Consider the following 24576-nt stretch of genomic DNA (forward strand, 5'->3'; position numbering starts at 1 on the left):
TATTACAATATAAAATGTGTTATGGTGTATTTATACAGTTATTAATTGGGGAAACAACATTATTTTGAGGAGTGTAATATTCAAAAAAATAATATGAGGTGATTTTAATGAACAAGAATTATGGCAAATTAACAAAAGAGAGCAAGCAAAGATTTAGTATCAGAAAGTATGCTGTAGGTGCAGTATCTGTATTAGCAGGAACATTTTTCTTAATGAATGGTGATATTTCAGAAGCAAGTGAAGCAAATAATGATCATGGAGCTAGCTATACAGAGGTAAACAAAGGAATTGATGATGAAAAAAATAATACATTAACAACAAATCATCAACAAGATACATCTTTAACAAATAACCAAGCAGAAGATACAAATAAAACGTTCAAATTACAATCTGAAACACCTCAGTCAACGAATCAAAAACAAAATGAACAAGAAAACCAACAATTAAAAACATTTGCTAAAGAAGAAGTTAATGAAAACCAAGCAGCAGAAGAAAATCAAACAACAGAAGAAAAAGTAGAGACAGATGAAAATCAAGCAACAGAAGAAGAAGTAGAGACAGATAAAGAAGAAGCAACAGAAGAAGAAGTAGAGACAGATGAAGATCAAGCAACAGAAGAAGTAGAGACAGATGAAGACCTAGCAACAGAAGAAGAAATAGAGACAGATGAAGATCAAGCAACAGAAGAAGTAGAGACAGATGAAGATCAAGCAACAGAAGAAGAAGTAGAGACAGATGAAGATCAAGCGTCAGACAAAGAAGAAGCAACAGACGAAGACCAAGCAACAGATAAAGAAGAAGCAACAGATGAAGATCAAGCAACAGAAGAAATAGAAACAGATGAGGATCAAGCATCAGATAAAGAAGAAACAACAGACGAAGATCAAGCAACAGATAAAGAAGAAGCAACAGATGAGGATCAAGCATCAGACAAAGAAGAAGCAACAGACGAAGATCAAGCAACAGATAAAGAAGAAGCAACAGATGAGGATCAAGCATCAGACAAAGAAGAAGCAACAGACGAAGATCAAGCAACAGATAAAGAAGAAGCAACAGATGAGGATCAAACAACAGATAAAGAAGAAGTAACAGATGAGGATCAAACAACAGATAAAGAAGAAGTAACAGATAAGGATCAAACAACAGATAAAGAAGAAGTAACAGATGAGGATCAAACAACAGATGACAAAGTGAAACAAGAAAAAGAGCAGGAAACAGCTGCAACAGATAAAAACATGAAAGAATCTAATGCTCGCCAACGTGCTCAGGTGCAACAAAGTGAAGTAAAACAATTACTTAAATCATCTAAAAAAGCGGAACAAGGTGAACATATCAATAAACACCCTATTATATTAGTACACGGATTTTTAGGTTTAGTGGGTGATAATAAACCTAGCGTATATCCAAATTATTGGGGTGGCAAAAAATATAAAGTAAAAGAAGAATTAGAAAAAGCCGGCTACGAAGTTTATGAAGCAAGTGTAGGTGCATTTAGCAGTAACTATGATCGTGCAGTTGAGTTATATCACTTTATAAAAGGTGGTAAAGTCGACTATGGGGCAGCGCATGCAGCCAAATATGGACATGATAGATATGGCAATGAATATGAAGGTGTTATGCCAGATTGGCAACCAGGACAAAAAGTACATTTAGTTGGTCACAGTATGGGCGGACAAACGATTCGTTTATTAGAACAATTTTTACGTTTTGGTAATCCAGAAGAAATTAAATATCAAAAAGAACATGGCGGTACGATTTCACCTTTATTCCAAGGTCAAAAAGATAATATGATATCTTCAATAACAACATTAGGAACACCTCATAAAGGTTCTCAAGCCTCAGATAAATTAGCGAACAGAGACCTTGCTAAGAAGTTAATGAATGATGTTGGTAAATTAGGCGGAAATAAAGCTTCAGATGTTGATTTAGGATTTGGACACTGGGGATTAAAACAAAAACCAGATGAAAGTTATTTAGATTATGTAAAAAGAGTTAAGGACAGTCCTCTATGGGATACAGAAGATAATGCGGTAAGAGACTTAACGACTTTTGGTGCAGAAGATTTAAATTTAAATACATCTATTAATCCTAATATTGTCTATACGTCTTATGCAGGTCAAGCTTCTCATGCTGGACCATTAGGTAATCACCGTCCTAATATTGGTCAATATTTCCTAATGAATCTGACGAGTAATTTAATTGGTTCAGATAGCAAAGTAGAATGGAAAGAAAACGACGGTGTTGTGCCAGTCATTTCTGCGCTCAATCCAACTGGTCAAAAAGCTAAAAATGTAGATGATATTTCAAAAGCAACTGAAAAAGGTGTATGGCAAGTATTACCTATTAAAAAGAATTGGGATCATGTAGATTTTATTGGCATTGATGACTTAGATCATAAAAGAACAGGTGAAGAATTAGAAGCCTTTTATACAGGTATCGTTGATCATTTAATGCGCGTAGAAGAGCAAGATGAGGAAAACGTTGCAGTATAGAGCATGAAATATAAAGATTTAAAATAACATAAATTTGATAGTTAAAGCTTCCTTTACGCTATTTATGAGTATGACACATGGTTGATCAATATCAACATTGAGCATATTCATTAAAAAGTGTAAGGGAAGTTTTTGTTTATACCCACTAAGAAATTAGTGGGTATTTTCATGTAATTAGGTAAATCCCTAATATTTAGACTATGTGAAAAAATGTACAATCAAGTTAAGAAGTTGCATTAATTAATATATGAGGTTCTGCAATGAGTTTTATTAATTATGTAAGAAGGAGATAACTATGAAAAAATTGGGATTACAATTCTTCAAGCCAACAGAAAAATTTAATGGTGACTGGTCAATCTTAGAAAGTAAAAGTCGTGAATGGGAAAAAATGTATAGAGAACGTTGGAGTCATGACAAAGTAGTAAGAACGACACATGGAGTGAATTGTACGGGGTCTTGTTCTTGGAAGGTGTTTGTGAAAAATGGTGTGATTACTTGGGAAAATCAACAAACCGACTATCCTAGTTGTGGACCAGACTTACCTGAATTTGAACCACGCGGTTGTCCTAGGGGTGCTTCTTTTTCTTGGTATGAGTATAGTCCTTTACGCATTCGCTATCCTTATATTCGTGGGAAGTTATGGGAACTATGGACAGAAGCATTAGAGACACATGAAAACAATACCGTAGCTGCTTGGGCTTCAATTGTTGAAAATGAAGAAAAAGCTAAGATATACAAACAAGCAAGAGGTAAGGGTGGATTAGTTAGAACAAATTGGAAAGATGTTTCTAAACTTATATCAGCTCAAATCATTTATACAATTAAGAAATATGGGCCAGATAGATTGGCTGGTTTTACACCAATTCCTGCAATGTCAATGTTAAGTTACGCTTCTGGTGCGCGTTTTATGAGTTTGCTAGGTGGAGAAATGTTGAGTTTTTATGATTGGTATGCTGATTTACCGCCAGCGTCTCCACAAATATGGGGTGAACAAACAGATGTGCCAGAATCTAGTGACTGGTACAACGCAGCTTATATTATGATGTGGGGATCTAATGTACCCTTAACAAGAACACCAGACGCGCATTTTATGACAGAAGTTCGCTATAAAGGTACAAAAGTAGTATCAGTTGCACCTGATTATGCAGAAAATGTTAAATTTGCTGACAACTGGTTAGCGCCAAATCCTGGAACAGACGCGGCAGTGGCACAAGCGATGACACATGTTATTTTACAAGAACATTATGTCAATGAACCTAATGACTATTTTATTAATTACGCAAAACAATATACGGATATGCCATTTGTCCTTATGTTAGATGAAGATAAAAACGGCTTAAAAGCTGGGCGTTTCTTACGGGCACATGATTTAGGTCAATCTACTGAAAATAGCGAGTGGAAGCCTGTGGTTTTTGATAAATTAGCAAAACAAATAACAGTTCCAAATGGTACGATGGGTCAACGTTGGGAAGAAGGCAAACAATGGAATTTGAAACTTGAAAATGAAGAAGGTAATCAAATCGACCCAGCAATGAGTTTTGCCGAAGATGAATATGAATTAAAACATATACAGTTTCCATTTTTTAATAATGAAGGTAACGGCATATTTGAGCGTCCAATTGCCGTTCAAAAACTTAAATTAGCAAATGGTGAAGAGAAATACGTGACTACAGTGTTTGATTTGATAACAAGTCAGTATGGTGTGAAACGTTTCAATCATGAATTAGAGGCATCAGGCTATGATGATGCAGCATCTTATTATACGCCAGCATGGCAAGAAAAAATCACGGGTGTGAAAAAAAGTGTTGTGACCCAAGTTGGTCGAGAGTTTGCACAAAATGCAATAGATACTAACGGACGTTCAATGATTATCATGGGAGCTGGTATTAATCATTGGTTTAACTCGGATACGATTTACCGTTCCATTTTAAATTTAGTATTACTTTGCGGCTGCCAAGGCGTAAACGGCGGGGGGTGGGCACATTATGTTGGTCAGGAAAAATGTCGCCCAATTGAAGGGTGGAATACCATTGCTTTTGCGAAAGATTGGCAAGCACCACCACGTTTACAAAACGGCACAAGTTGGTTCTACTTTGCAACAGACCAATGGAAATATGAAGAATCAAATATCGATAGTTTGAAATCTCCATTGGCAGAAAATATTAAACATCAACATCCTGCTGATTACAATGTCTTAGCTGCTAGATGTGGTTGGTTGCCCTCTTATCCTCAATTTGATAGAAACAGTTTATCTTTTGGTGAGGAAGCGAAAGACGCTGGAGAATTTAATAATGAAGCAATCATGAAACGGGCGATTGAGTCCGTGAAGTCTAGAGAAACGAAATTTGCAATTGAAGATCCAGATTCAAAACAGAATCATCCAAAAACATTGTTCCTTTGGCGCTCTAATTTAATATCAAGTTCTGCTAAAGGACAAGAATACTTTATGAAACACTTACTCGGTGCGAAATCAGGTTTATTAGCTGAGCCAAACGAAGAGGTGAAACCAGAAGAAATTCAATGGAGAGAAGATACAGAAGGTAAACTGGATTTGCTTGTATCGCTTGATTTTAGAATGACATCCACACCATTGTATTCAGATATAGTTTTACCTGCTGCAACCTGGTATGAAAAACATGACTTGTCATCGACAGATATGCACCCATTTGTACACCCATTTAATCCGGCGATAGACCCATTATGGGAATCACGTTCAGATTGGGATATTTTTAAGACATTGAGTAAAGAAATCTCAGAAATGGCTAAAATACATCTTAAAGGTGTTTATAAAGATGTTGTTACCGCACCACTTGCACACGATTCAAAACAAGAAATATCTAATGTGAATGGCATAATTAAAGATTGGACGAAGGGTGAAATTGAAGCAATACCTGGAAAAACAATGCCAGGTTTTGCAGTAGTCGATAGGGATTATACTAAAATATTTGATAAATACGTTACAGTAGGGCCTTTATTAGAAAAAGCTAAAATAGGGGCTCATGGCGTAAGTTTCTTAGTAGCAGAACAATATGAAGAGTTAAAAAGCATGGTTGGAACGTGGAATGAAGAAGGCGAGGATTCCATAAAAAATAATAGACCAAGATTAGATACTGCAAGACGAGCTGCAGACGTTGTATTAAATTTATCTTCAGCTACCAATGGTAAGTTATCGCAAAAATCTTATGAAGATTTAGAACAACAAACAGGTATGCCGTTGAAAGATATTTCAAGTGAACGCGCATCAGAAAAAATTTCATTTTTAAATATAACTGCTCAACCCCGAGAAGTCATTCCAACAGCTGTGTTCCCGGGCTCAAATAAAAATGGTAAACGTTATTCACCATTTACTACTAATATAGAACGTTTAATTCCATTTAGAACATTAACAGGACGACAAAGTTATTACGTTGACCATGAAGTGTTCCAGCAATTCGGAGAAAGTTTACCTGTGTATAAACCAACTTTACCACCAATGGTATTTGGTACGAGAGACAAGAAAGTAACGGGAGATGAAAGTACGCTTGTCTTACGCTATTTAACACCACATGGTAAATGGAATATCCACTCCACTTATCAAGATAACCAACATATGTTGACTTTATTTAGAGGTGGTCCAACTGTATGGCTTTCCAATGAGGATGCAGAAAGAAATGATATCAAAGATAATGACTGGTTAGAAATATATAACCGAAATGGTGTTGTAACAGCAAGAGCAGTCGTATCTCATAGAATGCCAAGAGGCACGATGTTTATGTATCATGCTCAAGATAAACATATTGAAACGCCAGGGTCACAAATAACAGAAACAAGGGGTGGTTCACATAATGCCCCCACACGTATTCATTTAAAGCCAACACAACTTGTTGGAGGTTATGCACAAATTAGTTATCACTTTAACTACTATGGACCAATAGGGAATCAGAGAGATGTTTATGTAGCAGTAAGAAAGCTGAAGGAGGTTGACTGGCTTGAAGATTAAAGCACAAATTGCAATGGTGTTAAATTTAGATAAATGTATAGGGTGTCACACGTGCAGTGTTACTTGTAAGAGTACGTGGACTAACCGTCCTGGTGCGGAATACATGTGGTTTAACAACGTAGAAACGAAGCCTGGTATTGGTTATCCTAAACAATGGGAAGATCAAGAGCAATATAAGGGCGGTTGGTATTTAAATAAAAAAGGTAAATTAGAACTGAAATCAGGCAGTAAGTTATCGAAAATTGCTCTAGGGAAAATATTTTACAATCCTAATATGCCAGTGATTAAAGATTACTATGAGCCTTGGACTTATAATTATGAAAATCTTACAACAGCAAAAGCTGGAAATCACTCTCCGGTAGCTACAGCCCATTCGTTGATCTCGGGTGATAAATTAAACTTAGAATGGGGACCAAACTGGGAAGATGATTTGGCAGGTGGTCATGTTACTGGACCAGAAGATCCCAATATTAAACGTATTGAAGAAGATATTAAATTTCAATTTGATCAAACATTTATGATGTATTTACCTAGGTTATGTGAACATTGTTTGAACCCAAGTTGTGTAGCATCATGTCCATCTGGAGCAATGTATAAACGTGACGAAGATGGAATTGTACTTGTAGATCAGGATGCTTGTCGTGGTTGGAGATATTGTATGACAGGTTGCCCATACAAAAAAGTATATTTCAACTGGAAAACAAATAAAGCAGAGAAATGTACATTCTGCTTCCCTCGTATTGAGGCAGGGATGCCAACGGTATGTTCAGAAACGTGCACGGGTAGAATGCGTTATTTAGGCGTATTACTTTATGATGCTGATAGAGTAGAAGAAGCTGCTACAGCTGAAAACGAACAAGAATTATACGAAAAACAATTGGATTTATTTTTGAATCCTTTTGATGAAACAGTAATAGAACAAGCACAAAAAGATGGAGTCTCATTAGAATGGATAGAAGCTGCTCAGAATTCTCCAGTCTATAAATTAGCTATTGAATATAAATTAGCATTTCCTTTACATCCAGAATATCGCACGATGCCAATGGTATGGTATTGTCCACAACTTAGCCCTATTATGAGTTATTTTGAAGGACAAACTGCAGCAAAGGCGAATCGAAATCCTGATATGATTTTTCCGGCAATTGAAGAAATGAGGTTACCAATTCAATATTTGGCTAACTTATTTACAGCAGGTGATACTGTACCAGTGAAATCTGCATTACAACGTATGGCAATGATGAGAAGTTACATGCGTGCACAGGTTACTAATAAACCTTTTGAAGTTAATAAGTTAACAAGAGTAGGTTTAACTGAACGTCAAACAAAAGATATGTACCGACTGTTAGCTATTGCAAAACATGAAGATCGATTTGTAATACCTACTTCTCATAAAGAGATGTATATGGACACGTATCGAGATCAAGGCAGTCAAGGATATAGTGGAGAATACTTTGGTTCAAATTGTGAGGGATGTGGCGTGCCTGTAACTACTGCTTCTGGGAAATCTAGCCAGGAAATCTATAACGATAATTTCTATGGAGGGATTTTCCGTGATTAATTTAGCGAAGTTTAACAAGTATCAAGAGACATTCGGATATTTGGCTCAGCAACTTGCCTTTCCAGAAAAGTTAACGCTTCATCCAAAAATATTTGAAGACGTTATTAATTCACAACATCCTGCTTATGAAGATTTGATAAAATATAGAGAACAAATGTATGAACTCAGTTTATTACAAATAAAGCAATTATACTCAGAAACATTTGATTTCAATAAAACTGCTCCACTTTACATGACCTATAATAAATTTGATACACAAAAAGAGCGAGGGCAATTATTAGCTAAGTTAAAAGTATTATATGAAATGTTTGGATTGAAAATGGTAGATAACGAATTGTCTGATTTTCTACCATTAATGCTTGAATTTTTATATATCGCACAGTGGGAGAATGATCCACGAGCAAACGCGAACATTGAATTTGTCATTATGATTATTGAGGACGGCACTTATGCAATGGCAAAGCAGTTTGCAGAAGAGCATAGTCCATATTATTTCTTGGTAAAAAGTTTGAGAGAAACGTTAAAAGCTTGTATAAACCTTACAAATGAGGTGACACAACATGTTTAATCAATTTTTATGGGTGATTTTGCCTTATTTATGCCTAGCAATATTTTTTATTGGTCATCTTTCTAGATATAAGTTTGATAAATTTTCTTGGACTGCAAAATCTAGTGAATTCATAGAAAAGAAACAACTTAAATGGGGCAGTTTAATGTTTCATTTGGGTATTATTCCTGTAGCAATGGGACATATAGTAGGTTTGTTTATTCCTGCTTCTTGGCTAACAGCAGTAGGTGTTAGTGATCATTTATACCATATTGGCGCTGTTTATATTGGGAGTATTTTTGGTATAATAACACTGATTGGTATGTTGTTATTAACTGTACGACGAGTAACGATAAAAAATATTAGAAGTTTAAGTTCTGCATCAGATATCATTGTTAATTTTTTATTATTAGCAATCGTTTTTATGGGTTGTTATGCAACACTCGTAACTAATGCAACGACACCATCATTTGATTATCGAGAGACAATATCAATTTGGTTCAGACAGTTATTTATATTTTCTCCAGATGCTGATTTAATGTTACAGGTGCCACTTGCTTTTAAAACACATATTCTATTAGGCTTTATTATTATGGCATTTTGGCCATTCACCAGACTAGTACATGTATGGAGTGTGCCACTTACTTATGCAACCCGTAGCTACATTATTTATCGTAAACACAAAGTTTGAATGGAGGCGATAAGTTGAATGCATTATTATTAAATAAAAGTATAAATTATCAATCAGTTTTAGATTCAATACGCGTAGAAGAAGGGTTTGATTTTGCATCGTTGGCGTTTTACGAGCATGAAAGTAATATTTCTCGTATTAAATGGTGTTATGCTTCAGGCAATTTAAACAATCGCTATCAGTTAATTGTTTTGCGCAAGGGTAAAGGTTTGGCTGGCAATGTAATGAAAACAGGAAAGCGCATGGTTATTGAAAATGTAGAGCGAACGCTACCAACACATGAAAAACATAAATATCCAATTGTTTTATGTGAATTATTAACAGCGATGATTGCAATCCCACTATGGTATGAAAATCAAGTTTGTGGTGTTTTATTATTAGGTCAAAGAAACCATAAGCCATTGCCCAAAACATATAAAACAATATCACTTAAAAGTAAATTATGTGTGTTTAATGAAGAAGATTAGGTGGCTATAATGAAAATAAATCAAAAGTTAAATATGCACGACTTATTGATGAAATATTTTAATAATACCAGTGAAAAAATTGTATTTGTTGATAATCAAGGACAAGTCATAGCCATGAACAAAGCCGCGAATGATATTATCGCGCTTGATAATAACTATGAAGGCATGACTAATGCCATTTGTAAGCATTGCGACGGTTATACCAACGAATATGATTTGCAATCTTGTAGACATTGTTTTTTAGAAGCTGAAACTGTTGGAAATACTAGCTTTCAAGTGTTTATGAAAACAACACAAGGAACTGTAGAGCCTTTTGCTGCAACTTTCCAAACTATAGATAGCACAAAAGGAATCAAAGCATTCACACTACAAAATGTTTCGCCACAAATAGAGCGCCACGACAAAATGTATCAGCGTAAAATGATGCAGAAAACTATCTTTGCACAAGAAAATGAAAGAAAACGTATCTCACGTGAATTACATGATAGTGTCGTCCAAGAATTATTAAACATAGATGTTGAGTTAAGACTCTTAAAGTATCAGCGACAAATAGATAACTTAGTAGATGGATCAAAGCGAATTGAAGGTTTAATGTCCAAATTAATTGATGATATTCGCAATCTATCAGTAGAATTAAGACCTTCATCTTTGGATGATTTAGGCTTAGATGCAGCGTTCAAGACATATTTTAAGCAGGTTGAAGCTAATTATGGTATCAAAGTTATATATCAGTCAAACTTAAAAACGTGTCGGTTTAAGAGTGAAATTGAAACGGTTGTCTATAGAGTTGTTCAAGAAGCATTATTTAATGCAATAAAATATGCAAATGTTGATAAAGTTGAAATAGAAGTTCATGTAAGCGAACAAAAATTAATTGCAGAAATTATTGATAGAGGAAGAGGGTTTATAAAGACAGACCAGCCTCAGGGAACAGGCTTAGGACTTTATGGAATGCACGAGCGAGCAGAATTAGTAAATGCAGAAGTTAATATTGATACACAAATAGGAAGAGGGACAATTGTGACACTTCAAGTTCCAATTTAGGGGATAAGGAGATATTAATTTTGAGAATAGTTATTGCAGATGATCATGCAGTGGTGCGTACAGGATTTTCGATGATATTAAATTATCAAGAAGATATGGAAGTAGTGGGCACTGCTGCCGATGGTGTGGAAGCTTATCAAAAAGTGATGAAATACAAACCAGATGTGCTCATTATGGATTTAAGTATGCCACCAGGTGAATCAGGACTTATAGCAACGAGCAAAATATTAGAAAGTTTCCCAGAAACGAAAATTTTAATATTAACGATGTATGATGATGAAGAATATCTGTTTCATGTTTTAAGAAATGGTGCAAAGGGCTATATATTAAAAAATGCACCGGACGAACAATTACTATTAGCAATTAGAACTGTCGTTAAGGGTGAAACTTATATAGATATGAAGCTGACAACATCATTGGTAAATGAGTTTGTGAGTAATTCAGCACAAGATAACGGAGACAAAACTGATCCATTTAAAATTTTATCAAAACGTGAAATAGAAATATTACCACTAATTGCCAAAGGATACGGAAATAAAGATATTGCTGAAAAACTATTTGTTTCAGTTAAAACAGTAGAAGCACATAAAACACATATCATGCAGAAATTAGAATTGAAATCTAAACCAGAATTAGTTGAGTATGCCATGAAGAAAAAATTAATTGACTTTTAAAAAGTAGAATTACTAAATGATTAGAAGAGGCAGGGGCATAATAATATGTCACTGTCTTTTTATAGTGGGAAATGCAAAAAGAAATAAAGTACTAAAATTATGCTTCAAAGTAGGGAAAACTCCTTATTGCTTAAGGGACACTCCTTATGTTCATTGTTTCACAAAGATTTTATAATTGAACTGTAACCAGCATGCTGCAAGTTTAGCACCTTTAGGCTTACGTAAAAACCATTAAGGTTTTAAAAAATTAAAGCATTTAGAACATTTGCAGTTTGCTGGCCTCAATTATAAAAATATTTATAAAATGAAGGTGAAATGAATGAACAAAGCAAGTGGTGGTTTTCAACTTACATTACAGTCTTTAAGTCTTGTAGTGGGATTCATGGCATGGAGTATTATTGCCCCGCTTATGCCCTACATCTCTCAGGATGTGCAAATAACAGATAGCCAATTATCTATTGTTTTAGCTATTCCTGTTATATTAGGCTCTGTACTAAGAGTACCATTTGGATATTTAACAAACATTATTGGTGCGAAATGGGTGTTTTTTTGTAGTTTTATTATATTGCTATTTCCAATTTATTTTTTAAGTCAAGCACAGACACCAGCTAATTTGATGGTATCTGGGTTCTTCCTTGGTGTTGGTGGGGCAGTGTTCTCTGTAGGTGTGACCTCAATACCAAAATATTTTCCAAAAGAAAAAGTTGGCTTAGCGAATGGGATATATGGCATGGGAAATATTGGTACAGCAATTTCTTCATTTTTAGCACCACCGATAGCAGGCATCATAGGATGGCAAACAACAGTTAGGGGTTATTTAATTATTATTGTACTTTTTGCCTTCCTTATGTTTATATTTGGAGATGCTAAAGAAGAAAAAATAAAAGTAGCATTAATGAAGCAATATAAACTATTCTTGAAAGATCTAAGATTATATTATTTATCACTTTGGTATTTTATTACATTTGGTTCTTTCGTTGCATTTGGTTTATTTTTACCTAATTTTTTAGTGGAAAATTTTGGTATTAGTGAAGTGGATGCGGGTGTCAGAACAGGTATATTTATCGCATTAGCGACTTTTCTAAGACCGTTAGGAGGGGTCTTAGGAGACAAGTTTAGTGCAGTGAAATTATTGATGCTTGATTTTATATTGATGATTATAGGTGGCATTGTGCTAGGTCTATCAAGTGAGATTATTTTATTTACTGTAGGTTGTTTACTTATCAGTATGTGTGCGGGCATTGGAAATGGATTAATATTTAAACTTGTTCCTTCCTACTTTGGAAAAGAAGCAGGTTCGGCAAATGGTATTGTTTCAATGATGGGTGGACTAGGAGGATTCTTTCCACCGTTAGTTATTTCTTATGTTACAAAGATTACCGGTACAAGTCATTTTTCATTTATCTTGTTAGCAATAGTAGGGACAATTGCGTTAATTACAATGGTACATATTAAGAAACGTGAAACTTTAACCCTCTGAAAATAAGCAAAAAAAGGCTGAGACACCTCTATAGAATCTCAGCCACTTTTTTGATTTATTAATTAATGATTTTCAATGAATCATAACATGTAATATACGTTACTTCTGTTAATCGATTTGAATATTTGATGAAGTTTGATCTTCTTGCTCTTTTTTAGGTAATGTAACATTTAACATGCCATTTTCAAATGATGCTTTAATAGCATTTTCATTAATATTTTCAAATGGGTATTGTCGTTTTACATTGCTTGCGCTACGTTCTTGATGAATTATACGACCTTCTTCATCCTTTTCACTATTTTCAACAATTTGTTTACCTTCAATAGTTAAAACATTATTTTCAAATTGTAAAGTGATATTTTCTTTTTGAAAGCCAGGTAGCTCAGCTTCCACTATATAAGCGTTGTCTAGTTCTTTTACATCTGATTTGATGCTTGTACTATCTGGAAATTGTTCAAAGAATTGACGTCCAAAGTCTTTAAATAATGCTCCAGGATTTCCTTCGAAAAATGAATTGTTAAATGGTCTCATATCAAAAGCCATAATACATCTCTCCTTTGAATTTTTTATGAAAATTAATCTATTGAAATTTGTGTTTTTGTTTGTTTTATCGGCAGTGTTACAGTTAAAATACCATTCGACATTGAAGCTTTAATTGCACTGGTATCTATATTTTTGAAGATGAAGTGTCTGCTTTGCTCATCTTTACTACGCTCTTTAATAAGATAAGCCACATCGTCATAAGGTGTTTCTAAATTTTTTACAGATATTGTGAGTGTTTTATCATCATAGTTTATTGAAACATTTTCTTTTTGATAACCAGGAAGCTCAGCTTCAACTGTGTATTGATTATCTGTTTGATATACGTTTACTTTGAAATCGTGATGGTCTGATAATAAACTGTCTAATAAATCTTGTGGAAGACTGCTAGTACTTTGTATCATCTCTTATCACCTCTCCTTTTATCTTACAAGTATATTATAATACTATAGTCAAAGAAAGTCAAAGTCAAAGATTGGTATATTAAAAAACACCACATATCACGAGGTGTTCATCAAAAAAGTCACACTTTATTAAAAATACATGGATAGGAATAAATAAAGATTTAAAAGAAGAAACTAAAAAAGATAAGTAAAGTCAAAAATGATAAGACATTAAACTTTTAACTTAACTTATCCTTCGCAGGTTAAATATTTTTTTGAAAATGTTTGTTTACAAAATTTTGCAATGTTTCTTTTAAATCGATGGCTTCGTCAATTTCCATATCAAATTCACTAAAGACGCGCTTTGAAATATTAGAAAGAGGTGCTTTGACTTCTCTTCCTTTTGTGGTAAGCGCTATTTGCAAATTACGCTCGTCATCAATCTCACGTGTTCTTGTCACATAGCTTTTTTTTTCTAATTTTTTTAATAATGGTGTGAGCGTACCTGAATCTAGAAATACACGTTCGCCAAGTGTTTTAATATTTAATTTTTCTTCTAAGCCAATTGCCAAAAGAACTATGTAACCTGTATATGTTAAATCAAATTCTTTTAAATAAGTTGTATACTTCTTAATTATTTCCTTAGAAGAAACATAAAAAAGAAAACATAGCTGTCTTTCTAATGTGTTGTCGTTTTCCTCCATTTAAATCACCCCTTATGAAGGTTAACCTTATTATGAACAATGTCCATTGTCAAGGAACAGTTGTGCGCCTCTTTAATAATTTTTAAATAATATTTTTGATAGAATACATAATACAAAACAAAAACTAAAAATTCAAAGTATTATGCGGCAGTATATTATTATTCTGATACCTAAAGTTGAAGAGATTATTAATTGAAATGAGGAATGAATTTAAGAAGATTTTGTTACAAAAATAGTTTAATACTTTATTAATGAAGTGTAATCAGTCATAATAATAACATTATGGATTTTAATATAGGTATATACTTTGATGTATAAAAAGTTTGAAAACAGTTCTAAATTATAATTTTCATGGAAGTTATTGTTTTAATAGAAGGAGTTTAATGATGAAAACATTTTTTAAAATCATAGGACTATTAGTCATATCACTGATTATCGCTATTGTGTTTTTCTTTGGTATGAGAACGTATCAGGGTCATAAAAATTTGGAATTAGTTGATCATTATATGGATGAAAAGAATTTAACAGAAGAAATTAAGTCAGAAAAAACGCTGTATAGTGCTAAAAAAGGGCTCTACTATAAAAAAGTAGTATTCAAAGATGATCCTAAATATACTTATGTAGTTCAACCAATAAGCACTTTTAAAGGCATTCTAGTTCAAGGATTTGACAGTGAAACAAATAAAAATGTAAAAGATGCAAAACACAATGCATTTAAACAAGACTACAAACCTAAAGAGTAACATTAAAAATTGCTTAAATAATTTAAGTGACCAAAATGGGGCTAAGACATTATATATGTCTTAGCCCCATTTTGTTTTATCTACAGAGTTATTAAATTTTAGGGATAGTATAATACGCTAAAAAAATAACGTATATTATGTTACTAGATTATGGAACGTGATGAAGAAAAATAGTGAAGAATGTGAATTATGCTATATGTGAAAAACAGATGAATGAAATAGCAATGGTTTAGCTCTTTTTATTTAAGCTGTATAGACGATCGATATGTAGCTTAAATAATATTCAAATGAGAATTTACGCATTAATTGTGTAGGAAAATTTAATTAGAACCTGTGTAAATGTTAAGAGAAACACCTTATTCACAATAGTTATAGCAAAAAGCGGAAATGCTTACGATAAAGAAAAAGAACAAGCATATTTAAAACCGATAAAATTTAATTGAATTCTGATATTAAAAGCCTAAGCGTATTATCATACGTTTAGGGTTATTTATAAAAACAGATTGTTGAAGCCTGAATTAAAGGCTTCAACAATCTGCAACTGAAATCATATTTCTCAAAAAGTCTGGTACATGATTGATGCGTACTAAACTTATTTTATATTGTAAGTAGGTAATTGAATTGAAAATGCAATTCAAATCCAGTTTTTTAAATGATGGTCATACTTGTCAGGTGAAGGTAACGAAAAAATTTTGATAATTAGGTTTCTATCCTACTCCCACGATTTACATACCTTTCATGTCACCCATGTCATGGATTTTCATCATTAATCCATGAGGGATGTCATCATGGTTCACTACTTCCATTTTACTATAAGTAGCGTCACCATCAGATTTTATTAATTTAACAAAGTCTCCTTTTTTAGGTGAAAAATCAGATTTTGCTGGTAATTTAACATTTTTTTCAATTTTATGATCTTTTTCACTTATTACTTTTTCAGCTGTCGTTGTGTCTTTCATATAGCCGTAATAAGTCTCCTTTTGACCGCTAGAAACCATCATTATAATTAATACAATAGCTAATATTAACATGATTGCACTTAAAACGATTGCGAATAATTTACCTTTTTTCAATGCGAGACTCTCCTTTTCACTAGTTTCTTCTGTTATATCTAAATTTCTGTGACTTTGCAATTTAAAAGGTGTTATTTTAATACACGAGAATAAATTGAAAACGTACATAGAATAATATTGACCTATAGTTGATGAATGGAAACATCCAATTAATTCTAAGATGGCAGGATGCGTATATATTTTAATTCATCATGATGCAAAGTAAGCTGCAAAGGTGAACCGGATTGCACGAAGTGTTTGATTTCAGCTTTAGGAATAGTAGATTGTTTAATACACCACAATAATGATCTTTCAATATAAGTGTCATTAAATGAAGCAGGAAGTGCGTAATCAATAAAACCATGTTCTCTATTTAGTGTTTGGATAAAAAGTGTTGCATTGGAAGGTAAATCATTTTCCTTTAAAACATACTTTAGAACTTCATGTGTCGATGACCTTTGATAGGGTGCATTAAACAGTAGTAAATGGATAGTTTGGTCCTCTTGTAAAATCATATAGTTTTGATGAAGCGCAATACGTTTACTGATGAATGGCTTTATAAATTGATATAAATACATTAATGGCTCATAGATACCATGATTGTTCATTAAGGCAATATCATATGTATCTTTACGCATCAGCCCATAGCCAACGCCACTACCTTTTTGTAACATAATCAACATATGACACATAAGGTCTGTAGTTTGCAAAGGATATTTAGCATCATATACTAAAAATCCTTTTTTAGATAATTTTGTATAAACAAACTTTGAAGCGTCAATTTGAGTTTCTTCAATAAGTTTATTATAGTACTCAAAATGACTCATAGAACTATTGAAACTGCTACTCTTTTGGTTAAGTAATACTTTGACTTTTTCTTGCTCGATATCAACAAAATGAAAATCGAAGCTAAGTTTATTAAGCAAATTATATGCTTTCTTTAATGAAGGGGACTGTTCTATTACACCTTCAACAGTGATGGCTATTTTGATATTGAGATTTACATTGTAATTTTTTATTTTAATATATAAACGATTAATATCTGCTAGAGATAAATATGTGGCATCTAATAACATTAGAAAATTGTAATCACGCTTTTGTTTGATATACTCAGGTTTGAATTTTAAAAATTGAACTATCATCTTCTCTATGAAATCAAATTGCGTTAGAGATTTAATTCTTATAGCGATACCGACATAATTTGAAAATAACGCATCTATAAAGTCTATCATGCCAGTGATGCTTAAACGATCTAAGGCTAAATTTCGACTGTTATTAATTAAAATGTAGGCATTGGTTAAATCTTTAAAGCTAAGTTTGGTATTATAGTCCGATTGCACAATATCCATTAAATTATCAACATGTATAAAGACGGTGGGTATTTTCATATCATCATTAAAAGTTAGTTGATTTAAGTCTATGGTGATTTGATTTATAGCACGAGGTTTATCTAATGTATACGTTTCTAAAACATTTTGATAAGGGCTAATATCTTCATTAACTAGTTGTATGGTCATTTCGTGTTTGTTTTGAAATTTTTTTCGAAACGCATTTGGTGTCATTTGTAGAAAATTTCTAAATTGTTGAGTGTAGTTGGAATAATGATTAAAACCAATCTGTTCTGAAATATGATAAATTGTTTGCTTACTTTGAACAAGTTTAGAAAGTGAAAGCGTAATTTTTAAACTCGTAATATAGTTTTTAAAACTCATACCCAAGTGCTTTTTGAATAAAATTGAAATATATGGCGCTGATATATAAAATGTCTTGGATACGTCTTTGGATAGAAGTGGTAGCGATATATTAGTATTAATGAATTCTGTTATTTTATTTAGTAAAGTGTTTTCAGTATCAATCGTTGGAATATATACAGAGTTATCTTCAATTTTAGTTTCTTTGTTTAATATAGCGATGATTTCTGTGACTTTTGACGCATCAATATTAGATGTTTGGTTTAGTTGTTGAATCATAGTCAAAATTTGGTGTTTTAAATATGGTTCAGAATTGAGTAATTTAAAGTTATAATTGCAATTGAAGAAATTTTTTTCTAAATCAAGAAAACATCTGATAGGTATGCAGATTTCTACGAGTTGTTGCGCATAGGTTATCTGAAATAAATCGCAATGATTAATGATCATGATACGATTTCCAGCCGAGATCGTTCTTCCGTTTATAGCCATGTCTAGATGATTATTTAATGAAAATAATAATATTACTTGATCGATACAACGGCGTGTGACGGTATTTAAATACTCGTGTATACATAAAGTCGTATTGTCCATTGTAAAAGCAGCTCCTGAGATTAAATTAAAACGCAATAATTATATTGGATAAAATACATTATATTATAAAAAGTTGAGAATTTTAATCCTTTAAATATAAATATTTTTATATCTTGCAAAGTGATTTAATAACAAAAAATTAAATTTTTCGCAATGTAATGCGAGAGGCTGAAAATTTTTGCGATAAATACAGTTAATTTTTAAATCAAATTCAGAGGAGGAATACGATGGAACATATCTATTCTGATTTTTATAAACAACCTGTCAAAATAACTGAACGTAAGCCAGATGTGTTAGGTGTTGTACTTCATGACGATGCTGAAAATTATCAAGCTAAAGATTACATTGACTGGTTAAAAAAGAGAATAACCAATCATGAATTGGAAAAGGGGTGGGCGTGCGTATATGTCGATATGCATACTTGTTATTGGTTTCATCCATCTGAATATACAGAATGGCATTGTGGCAACACATTTGCAAATACACATTATATAGGCATAGAACGTTGTCAATCGAAAATAAATGGAGTACTAAATGATAAGGCATTTATGCGTAATGAGGAAGCGAGTTTCAAAATTGCTGCTTTGCTATTAAAAAAGTATCAATTACCTGTAAATCGACAAACAGTAAGATTGCATAAAGAGTTTTTTGAAACTGAATGTCCTGCGCGAGCGTGGTCAATTCATTTAGGAAATGTGAAGACAAACCAAGAGAACATAGAGAAATTAAAAGATTATTTTATTGAAAGGATTAAATCGTATGATAATTACAGCTCAGAGAAGACGCTAGATATCATAGGCTAAAATGATATATATAATAATGTGAGTATATTGCATTCTTTAATGGAACCGGTTACAATAAGTGTGAAGTATTTTGGTACCGGTTCCGTTGATTAGGAGGGAAATGAATGAATTATAAACAATCTGCAGTAGAGATATTGAGTGCAATCGGAGGAGAAGAGAATGTTGATGCAATGGCACATTGTGCTACACGTTTACGACTTGTATTGAAAGATGAAAATTTAGTTGATGAAAAAATATTGAGTGAAATGGATATTGTTAAGGGTACATTTTCTACAGGGGGCCAATATCAAATTATTGTTGGCTCTGGAACAGTAAATAAAATATTTAATGAATTAGAAAAGATCACAGGTAAAGAAGCTTCTACTACTGAAGTTAAAGTCCAAGGAAATAAAAAGATGAATCCATTTCAGCAATTTGTGAAAATGTTATCGGATATCTTCGTACCAATTATACCTGCTATAGTGGCTGGCGGTTTATTAATGGGAATTAATAATATTTTAACGGCGCCAGGTATCTTTTATGATGGGCAATCTTTAATTGAAGTACATAACCAGTTTAAAGGTTTAGCTGAAATGATAAATGTCTTTGCAAATGCACCGTTCACATTGTTACCAATATTAATTGGTTTTAGTGCTGCGAAACGATTTGGGGGTAATGCATTTCTAGGTGCTGCTTTAGGGATGATACTAGTACATCCAGATTTAATGAGTGCCTATGATTATCCAAAAGCATTAGAAGCAGGAAAAGCGATTCCTCACTGGGACATCTTTGGATTAGACATTAATCAAGTTGGTTATCAAGGGCAAGTTCTGCCAATGTTGGTAGCATCCTATATACTTGTGACGTTTGAAAAAGCATTACGTAGGGTGATACCAACAGTCTTAGATAATTTACTTACACCATTACTCTCAATTTTAGTTACGGCATTTATTACATTTTCATTTGTAGGTCCTATTACACGTACGTTGGGATATTGGTTATCAGATGGTCTAACTTGGCTATATGAATTTGGCGGTGCACTTGGTGGACTGATTTTCGGATTGCTTTATGCCCCAATTGTCATCACTGGCATGCATCATAGTTTTATAGCAATTGAGACTCAATTGATTGCTGATAGTGCCTCAACAGGGGGATCATTCATATTCCCAATTGCGACAATGTCGAACATTGCGCAAGGTGCAGCAGCATTAGCAGCTTTCTTTATTGTTAAAGAAAATAAAAAACTTAAAGGTGTAGCTTCTGCAGCTGGCATCTCTGCCTTACTAGGGATTACGGAACCAGCAATGTTTGGTGTTAACTTAAAATTAAGATATCCATTTATTGGTGCAATAGTTGGTTCAGGATTAGGTGCCGCTTACATATCTTTCTTCAAAGTTAAAGCCATTGCATTAGGTACAGCTGGCATACCTGGGTTTATTTCGATAAGTGGTCAAAATGATGGCTGGCTACATTATGGTATTGGTATGGTTATTGCATTTATCGTAGCATTTGGTTTAACATATGCTTTATCTTATAAAAAAAGTAACAAAACGATTTCAACTTAAGTAAAAGCACACATGCTTCAATGAGCATGTGTGCTTTTATTTAAGTTTCATAATTTTTGTTTGCGCCATAAAAATGCGCCTACAATAGACACAATGATAAGCGAAATACCGATAACAATGATCCATGAAATATAGCTATGATCATCGATGGGCAATGGTACATTCATACCAAAAAAACTAAAGACCAGTGTTGGTAAAGTTAAAAATACAGTGAAAAGTGTTAACGTCTTCATGGTGTTGTTCATTTCGTTTGAAAGTAAAGAAGCATAAGACGTAGTGATACTTTCTAGGATGTCGGTATAAAGTCTTGTGGTTTCTAGCGCTTGGTTATTTTCTATGACTAAATCTTCTAAAATATCTTCGTCTTCGTCAAATCGTTTAAGTGCTGGAAGTCTAAAGAGTTTTTTGACTATACTCTCGTTTCCTTTTAGCGCTGCTAAAAAATAAACTAAACTTTTTTCCACTTCCATTAAATTATATAATTGTTTGTTTGTAACATTATTTTTTAAGTCACGCTCTATACGCAAACGTGTTTTGTTAAGTAATCGTAAGTTTCTATTATAATGGTTCGAAATGGTAAGTATTATATTTAACGCAAAGCGACTGTGAAAATGAAGATTAATATTTTGACGTGCAAAATTATCGAGAAATTCATTTTCAACATTACAAACCGTAATAATTTTTTTGTTACCAATAATGATGCCTAATGGAATGGTAATAAAGGACAGTACTTTTAAATTCGTGTCATTAACAATCGGCAAGTCGAGAATGATTAATGAATAACGTGTATCTTCGTCGTATTCTACTCGAGCGCTTTCTTCTGAATCTAGTGGATCTCGAATAAAATCTTCAGGTATGTCATAGCGGTCAATCAAAGTTTCTATCTCTTCCCAATTTGGATCAACGACATTAATCCATGATGCAGTTTGATCTAAGTCAGAATGGATGATCTCTTGGGTTTGGGAATGTTTGTAAGCAGTTATCATTATGCAACGATGTCCTTTCTTTAAAACTCTTTTTAATATTAGCGGAGAAATATTAAATTGACAAGTATACTAAAATATCATTAATTTAATTGTGAATTTGCCATTAAACGTAAAGGGCCATTAAAAATAATTTTAAATAAATAGTCAACAACGATATCAGGTTCCATTCTATTTGTGTCTTGAACCCAATGTTTAATAAAAGAAAAAGTGGCGCCAAACACATAGCTGTGGAAATAATCTAAAGGAATGCCGGAGATATTGTTTTCACCATTTACATTTTTAGACATGTTCTCAAACATGAGTTCAGAAATTTTTTCTTCTATATGACTTTTACGCTCTAATTTGAAAATGACCTGATAAAATTCGATATTATTATTAATATGATCAATGATGTTTTTTAGTACCTTTTCAGAAAAATATTTTGCAAATGCTTCTATTGTTAAGTCTTGAATCAGCACCTCATAAAAGCGAATTTCTACAGCTAATCCAGCGATATATTCATCTTCCATATCAGAAAGTAAGATATATTTATCTTCATAATGTAGATAAAAAGTGCCACGATTGATATCTGCTAAGTTCGTTATATCTTGTATTGTAATTTGTTCTAATTCTTTTACTTTAAGTAATTGAATAAATGCATTTTTTATTGCGCGTTTTGTCTTACGTACACGACAATCTTCTGTCATATTAGAGCAACTCCTTTATCATTAATAGACAAATAAGGGCAAAGTGTCGTTAAAAGAACAATATAATTAGCTTTGCATATTGTATATTAAAGTATACTCATTATAATAAACAAAGTAGTCTTTAATCAACAAGGTGTTTAATAAGGAGGTAAGTTAATATGAATATTTTTAAAAGTAAACTATTATGGATTGCACCTATAGCAATTTTAATTATACTTGCAATTTTTTCAATTGCATTTTATCCGGCATATAATCCTAAGCCTAAGGAGTTACCTATAGCTATCGTTAACCATGATGAAGGAACTTCTATACAAAATAAAGATATTAATATCGGCAAGAATTTAGAGGATAAATTATTAGATAGTGACTCTGATACAATAAAATGGGTAAAGGTCGATAATGAAAAAGAAGTTCGTAAAGGACTAGATGAACAAAAATATTATGGTGCAGCAATGTTTGAAAAAGATTTTTCAAAACATGCCATGAGTAAAACACAAAAAGTAGTCATGGACAGTAAAAAACAAGAAATGCAAGATAAAGTCAAATCAGGTGAAATGCCAGCAGAACAAGCTAAGCAAATGCAAAGTCAAATGGCTAAATCAGGTGCGACACAAGATGTTAAAGTGAAACGCGCAGAATTTAAAACATTGACAAATAATGGTGCGAATATGCAGGCATCTCAAATTTCAGCTAATGTATTAAAAGGCATTGGTGACAATTTAAATAAACAAATTGCTCAACAAAGCTTAGATACTATAGAAAAGCAAGATGTTCAAGTAAGTGCGAATGATATTAAAGGGCTTACAAATCCTGTGGATGTAGTAGATCAAAAAGTAAATAAAGTAAAAGACCATCAAGGTAATGGTAATGCATCGTTCTTAATGTTTATGCCAGTATGGATTAGCTCAATTGTCGCTTCTATATTGTTGTTCTATGCTTTTAGAACATCTGGAAATATTAAAGTTTCACACAGATTAATTGCGTCATTAGGTCAATTAGGCGTAGGTGTTGTGACCGCATTGATTGGTGGGTTTGGTTATGTATACTTTATGTCAGTAGTACAAGGATTTGATTTTCCAGAAATCAATAAAATAGGCCTGTTTGTTTCAATCGCATTATTAGGATTTATAGGGCTTATTTTAGGGGTGATGACTTGGTTAGGAATGAAATCAATTCCAATATTCTTTATTGCAATGTTCTTTAGCATGCAACTTGTGATGTTCCCTAAACAAATGTTACCAAAGTTCTATCAAGATTATATTGTAAGCTGGAACCCATTCACGCATTATGGTGAGTATTTAAGAGAGCTACTTTATATGGACCAACCACTAGAAATGAATGCGACTATGTGGATGTTTGTAGGATTTATTATCTTTGGTATAGTATCTTCAATTAGTGCTGCTATGATAAGAAAACATAGTGATAAACGTACAGAGATTCCGTCATAAATATAGACTCATATCATTGCTTAAAACAGATAGTTACTCAGAACCTATCTCTGTGGCTGTCGTCAAAGTAAAATACTTTGGCGACAGTTTTTTGTATGCTTTCTGTGTGTGCATTACTTTAGTCTGTAATTTTTGACAAGTGTTTTTACTCGATAATGACGTTATCGAGCAGTACGTTGTTAAACCTGTTGGATGAAGTAATGAACACGAAAATTAATGAAGCGGGTTTATCTTGATATTTAGAATTTAGTTTTTATAAAATAAAGATCTTCTTATATTAGTAAATATATAATGAGTTAAGCCAAAGCATAAATTGCGATGAACATTTTTGTTAATTTTACTAAATTTATTCTAAAAACTATTAATTTATTATATATACAAAAATAGCAAAATGAGAGAAATCCAGTAATGACAGTTTTTTCAACAAGGGTATCTTTATTTTGTAATGACATTACAATTTTATTTAGTAAGCA

General features: G+C 32.8%; 20 protein-coding genes and 1 pseudogene. 14 read left to right on the forward strand and 7 right to left on the reverse strand.

Features of this window, described 5'->3' with window-relative positions; translation table 11 throughout:
- Positions 1–107: 107 nt before the first annotated feature.
- The 9 genes from lip (at position 108) to BTJ66_RS07580 (ending at position 12932) form a co-directional block, all read left to right on the forward strand.
- A complete protein-coding gene (gene lip, locus BTJ66_RS13965; RefSeq protein ID WP_099090356.1) occupies positions 108–2492 on the forward strand; it encodes a YSIRK-targeted triacylglycerol lipase in 2385 nt (794 codons plus the stop codon).
- A gap of 295 nt (positions 2493–2787) precedes the next feature.
- A complete protein-coding gene (locus BTJ66_RS07545) occupies positions 2788–6471 on the forward strand; it encodes a nitrate reductase subunit alpha (protein WP_099090357.1) in 3684 nt (1227 codons plus the stop codon).
- A complete protein-coding gene (narH, locus tag BTJ66_RS07550) occupies positions 6461–8029 on the forward strand; it encodes a nitrate reductase subunit beta (RefSeq protein WP_099090358.1) in 1569 nt (522 codons plus the stop codon). The genes BTJ66_RS07545 and narH overlap by 11 nt, the downstream gene beginning before the upstream one ends.
- Positions 8022–8597: a nitrate reductase molybdenum cofactor assembly chaperone gene (gene narJ, locus BTJ66_RS07555; protein WP_099090359.1), complete on the forward strand. Its 576-nt coding sequence runs from the start codon at positions 8022–8024 to the stop codon at positions 8595–8597. Before narH ends, narJ begins: the two co-directional genes overlap by 8 nt.
- On the forward strand, positions 8590–9267 hold the full coding sequence (gene narI, locus BTJ66_RS07560; RefSeq protein WP_099090360.1) for a respiratory nitrate reductase subunit gamma: 678 nt from the start codon (positions 8590–8592) through the stop codon (positions 9265–9267). The genes narJ and narI overlap by 8 nt, the downstream gene beginning before the upstream one ends.
- Before the next feature lie 14 nt (positions 9268–9281).
- The gene (nreA, locus tag BTJ66_RS07565) at positions 9282–9734 is read left to right on the forward strand and encodes a nitrate respiration regulation accessory nitrate sensor NreA (RefSeq protein WP_099090361.1); all 453 of its coding nucleotides are present in this window, start codon (positions 9282–9284) and stop codon (positions 9732–9734) included.
- Between the two features lie 9 nt (positions 9735–9743).
- Positions 9744–10778 (forward strand): sensor histidine kinase, encoded by a 1035-nt coding sequence (locus BTJ66_RS07570; protein WP_099090362.1) that lies wholly within the window; start codon positions 9744–9746, stop codon positions 10776–10778.
- Between the two features lie 20 nt (positions 10779–10798).
- A complete protein-coding gene (gene nreC / locus BTJ66_RS07575) occupies positions 10799–11452 on the forward strand; it encodes a nitrate respiration regulation response regulator NreC (protein ID WP_099090363.1) in 654 nt (217 codons plus the stop codon).
- Between the two features lie 319 nt (positions 11453–11771).
- Positions 11772–12932 (forward strand): nitrate/nitrite transporter, encoded by a 1161-nt coding sequence (locus BTJ66_RS07580; RefSeq protein WP_099090364.1) that lies wholly within the window; start codon positions 11772–11774, stop codon positions 12930–12932.
- 108 nt (positions 12933–13040) lie between these two features.
- On the opposite strand, the gene BTJ66_RS07585 is transcribed toward BTJ66_RS07580, so the two are convergent.
- The 3 genes from BTJ66_RS07585 to BTJ66_RS07595 all read right to left on the reverse strand — a co-directional run bounded on the left by BTJ66_RS07585 (position 13041) and on the right by BTJ66_RS07595 (position 14559).
- Complete coding sequence (locus tag BTJ66_RS07585; protein WP_099090365.1) at positions 13041–13475, reverse strand: Hsp20/alpha crystallin family protein; 435 nt, start codon at positions 13473–13475, stop codon at positions 13041–13043.
- Positions 13476–13507: 32 nt separating this feature from the next.
- The gene (locus BTJ66_RS07590) at positions 13508–13876 is read right to left on the reverse strand and encodes an Hsp20/alpha crystallin family protein (protein WP_099090366.1); all 369 of its coding nucleotides are present in this window, start codon (positions 13874–13876) and stop codon (positions 13508–13510) included.
- A 242-nt stretch (positions 13877–14118) separates the two neighbouring features.
- On the reverse strand, positions 14119–14559 hold the full coding sequence (locus tag BTJ66_RS07595; RefSeq protein WP_099090367.1) for a MarR family winged helix-turn-helix transcriptional regulator: 441 nt from the start codon (positions 14557–14559) through the stop codon (positions 14119–14121).
- Positions 14560–14945: 386 nt separating this feature from the next.
- Between BTJ66_RS07595 and BTJ66_RS07600 the strand changes: the two genes are divergently transcribed.
- Complete coding sequence (locus BTJ66_RS07600; RefSeq protein WP_099090368.1) at positions 14946–15302, forward strand: DUF3139 domain-containing protein; 357 nt, start codon at positions 14946–14948, stop codon at positions 15300–15302.
- 317 nt (positions 15303–15619) lie between these two features.
- Positions 15620–15745: pseudogene (locus BTJ66_RS13845) on the forward strand (hypothetical protein); the annotation flags it as partial.
- Between the two features lie 282 nt (positions 15746–16027).
- Here the strand turns inward: BTJ66_RS13845 and BTJ66_RS07605 are convergent.
- Together BTJ66_RS07605 and rsp are read right to left on the reverse strand one after the other, a co-directional pair.
- A complete protein-coding gene (locus BTJ66_RS07605; RefSeq protein ID WP_099090369.1) occupies positions 16028–16375 on the reverse strand; it encodes a DUF4889 domain-containing protein in 348 nt (115 codons plus the stop codon).
- A gap of 155 nt (positions 16376–16530) precedes the next feature.
- Entirely contained in the window at positions 16531–18636 is a 2106-nt protein-coding gene (gene rsp, locus BTJ66_RS07610) for an AraC family transcriptional regulator Rsp (RefSeq protein WP_099090370.1), read from the reverse strand.
- A gap of 227 nt (positions 18637–18863) precedes the next feature.
- Here rsp and BTJ66_RS07615 point away from each other — a divergent pair, with 227 nt between their 5' ends.
- Complete coding sequence (locus tag BTJ66_RS07615) at positions 18864–19439, forward strand: peptidoglycan recognition protein family protein (protein WP_099090371.1); 576 nt, start codon at positions 18864–18866, stop codon at positions 19437–19439.
- 104 nt (positions 19440–19543) lie between these two features.
- The gene (locus BTJ66_RS07620) at positions 19544–20983 is read left to right on the forward strand and encodes a sucrose-specific PTS transporter subunit IIBC (protein WP_099090372.1); all 1440 of its coding nucleotides are present in this window, start codon (positions 19544–19546) and stop codon (positions 20981–20983) included.
- Positions 20984–21030: 47 nt separating this feature from the next.
- Here the strand turns inward: BTJ66_RS07620 and BTJ66_RS07625 are convergent, their stop codons facing one another.
- Positions 21031–21969: a magnesium transporter CorA family protein gene (locus BTJ66_RS07625; protein WP_099090373.1), complete on the reverse strand. Its 939-nt coding sequence runs from the start codon at positions 21967–21969 to the stop codon at positions 21031–21033.
- An 80-nt stretch (positions 21970–22049) separates the two neighbouring features.
- Positions 22050–22655 carry a TetR/AcrR family transcriptional regulator C-terminal domain-containing protein gene (locus tag BTJ66_RS07630; protein WP_099090374.1) on the reverse strand — a complete coding sequence of 202 codons (606 nt, stop codon included), beginning with the start codon at positions 22653–22655 and terminating at the stop codon, positions 22050–22052.
- Positions 22656–22813: 158 nt separating this feature from the next.
- Here BTJ66_RS07630 and BTJ66_RS07635 point away from each other — a divergent pair, with 158 nt between their 5' ends.
- Positions 22814–24103 (forward strand): ABC transporter permease, encoded by a 1290-nt coding sequence (locus tag BTJ66_RS07635; protein WP_099090375.1) that lies wholly within the window; start codon positions 22814–22816, stop codon positions 24101–24103.
- Positions 24104–24576: the final 473 nt, after the last annotated feature.

This window comes from Staphylococcus edaphicus, from assembly GCF_002614725.1.
Taxonomy (GTDB): domain Bacteria; phylum Bacillota; class Bacilli; order Staphylococcales; family Staphylococcaceae; genus Staphylococcus; species Staphylococcus edaphicus.

What these genes read in the sequence shown, in the direction of transcription:
- BTJ66_RS07615 (WP_099090371.1), top strand. Translation starts at nt 18,864, where the DNA reads ATGGAACATATCTATTCTGATTTTTATAAACAACCTGTCAAAATAACT.
- BTJ66_RS07580 (WP_099090364.1), top strand. Translation starts at nt 11,772, where the DNA reads ATGAACAAAGCAAGTGGTGGTTTTCAACTTACATTACAGTCTTTAAGT.
- BTJ66_RS07625 (WP_099090373.1), bottom strand. Translation starts at nt 21,969, where the DNA reads ATGATAACTGCTTACAAACATTCCCAAACCCAAGAGATCATCCATTCT.
- BTJ66_RS07585 (WP_099090365.1), bottom strand. Translation starts at nt 13,475, where the DNA reads ATGGCTTTTGATATGAGACCATTTAACAATTCATTTTTCGAAGGAAAT.
- BTJ66_RS07570 (WP_099090362.1), top strand. Translation starts at nt 9,744, where the DNA reads ATGAAAATAAATCAAAAGTTAAATATGCACGACTTATTGATGAAATAT.
- BTJ66_RS07630 (WP_099090374.1), bottom strand. Translation starts at nt 22,655, where the DNA reads ATGACAGAAGATTGTCGTGTACGTAAGACAAAACGCGCAATAAAAAAT.
- narI (WP_099090360.1), top strand. Translation starts at nt 8,590, where the DNA reads ATGTTTAATCAATTTTTATGGGTGATTTTGCCTTATTTATGCCTAGCA.
- BTJ66_RS07620 (WP_099090372.1), top strand. Translation starts at nt 19,544, where the DNA reads ATGAATTATAAACAATCTGCAGTAGAGATATTGAGTGCAATCGGAGGA.
- BTJ66_RS07635 (WP_099090375.1), top strand. Translation starts at nt 22,814, where the DNA reads ATGAATATTTTTAAAAGTAAACTATTATGGATTGCACCTATAGCAATT.
- BTJ66_RS07595 (WP_099090367.1), bottom strand. Translation starts at nt 14,559, where the DNA reads ATGGAGGAAAACGACAACACATTAGAAAGACAGCTATGTTTTCTTTTT.
- lip (WP_099090356.1), top strand. Translation starts at nt 108, where the DNA reads ATGAACAAGAATTATGGCAAATTAACAAAAGAGAGCAAGCAAAGATTT.
- BTJ66_RS07600 (WP_099090368.1), top strand. Translation starts at nt 14,946, where the DNA reads ATGAAAACATTTTTTAAAATCATAGGACTATTAGTCATATCACTGATT.
- rsp (WP_099090370.1), bottom strand. Translation starts at nt 18,636, where the DNA reads ATGGACAATACGACTTTATGTATACACGAGTATTTAAATACCGTCACA.
- BTJ66_RS07590 (WP_099090366.1), bottom strand. Translation starts at nt 13,876, where the DNA reads ATGATACAAAGTACTAGCAGTCTTCCACAAGATTTATTAGACAGTTTA.
- BTJ66_RS07545 (WP_099090357.1), top strand. Translation starts at nt 2,788, where the DNA reads ATGAAAAAATTGGGATTACAATTCTTCAAGCCAACAGAAAAATTTAAT.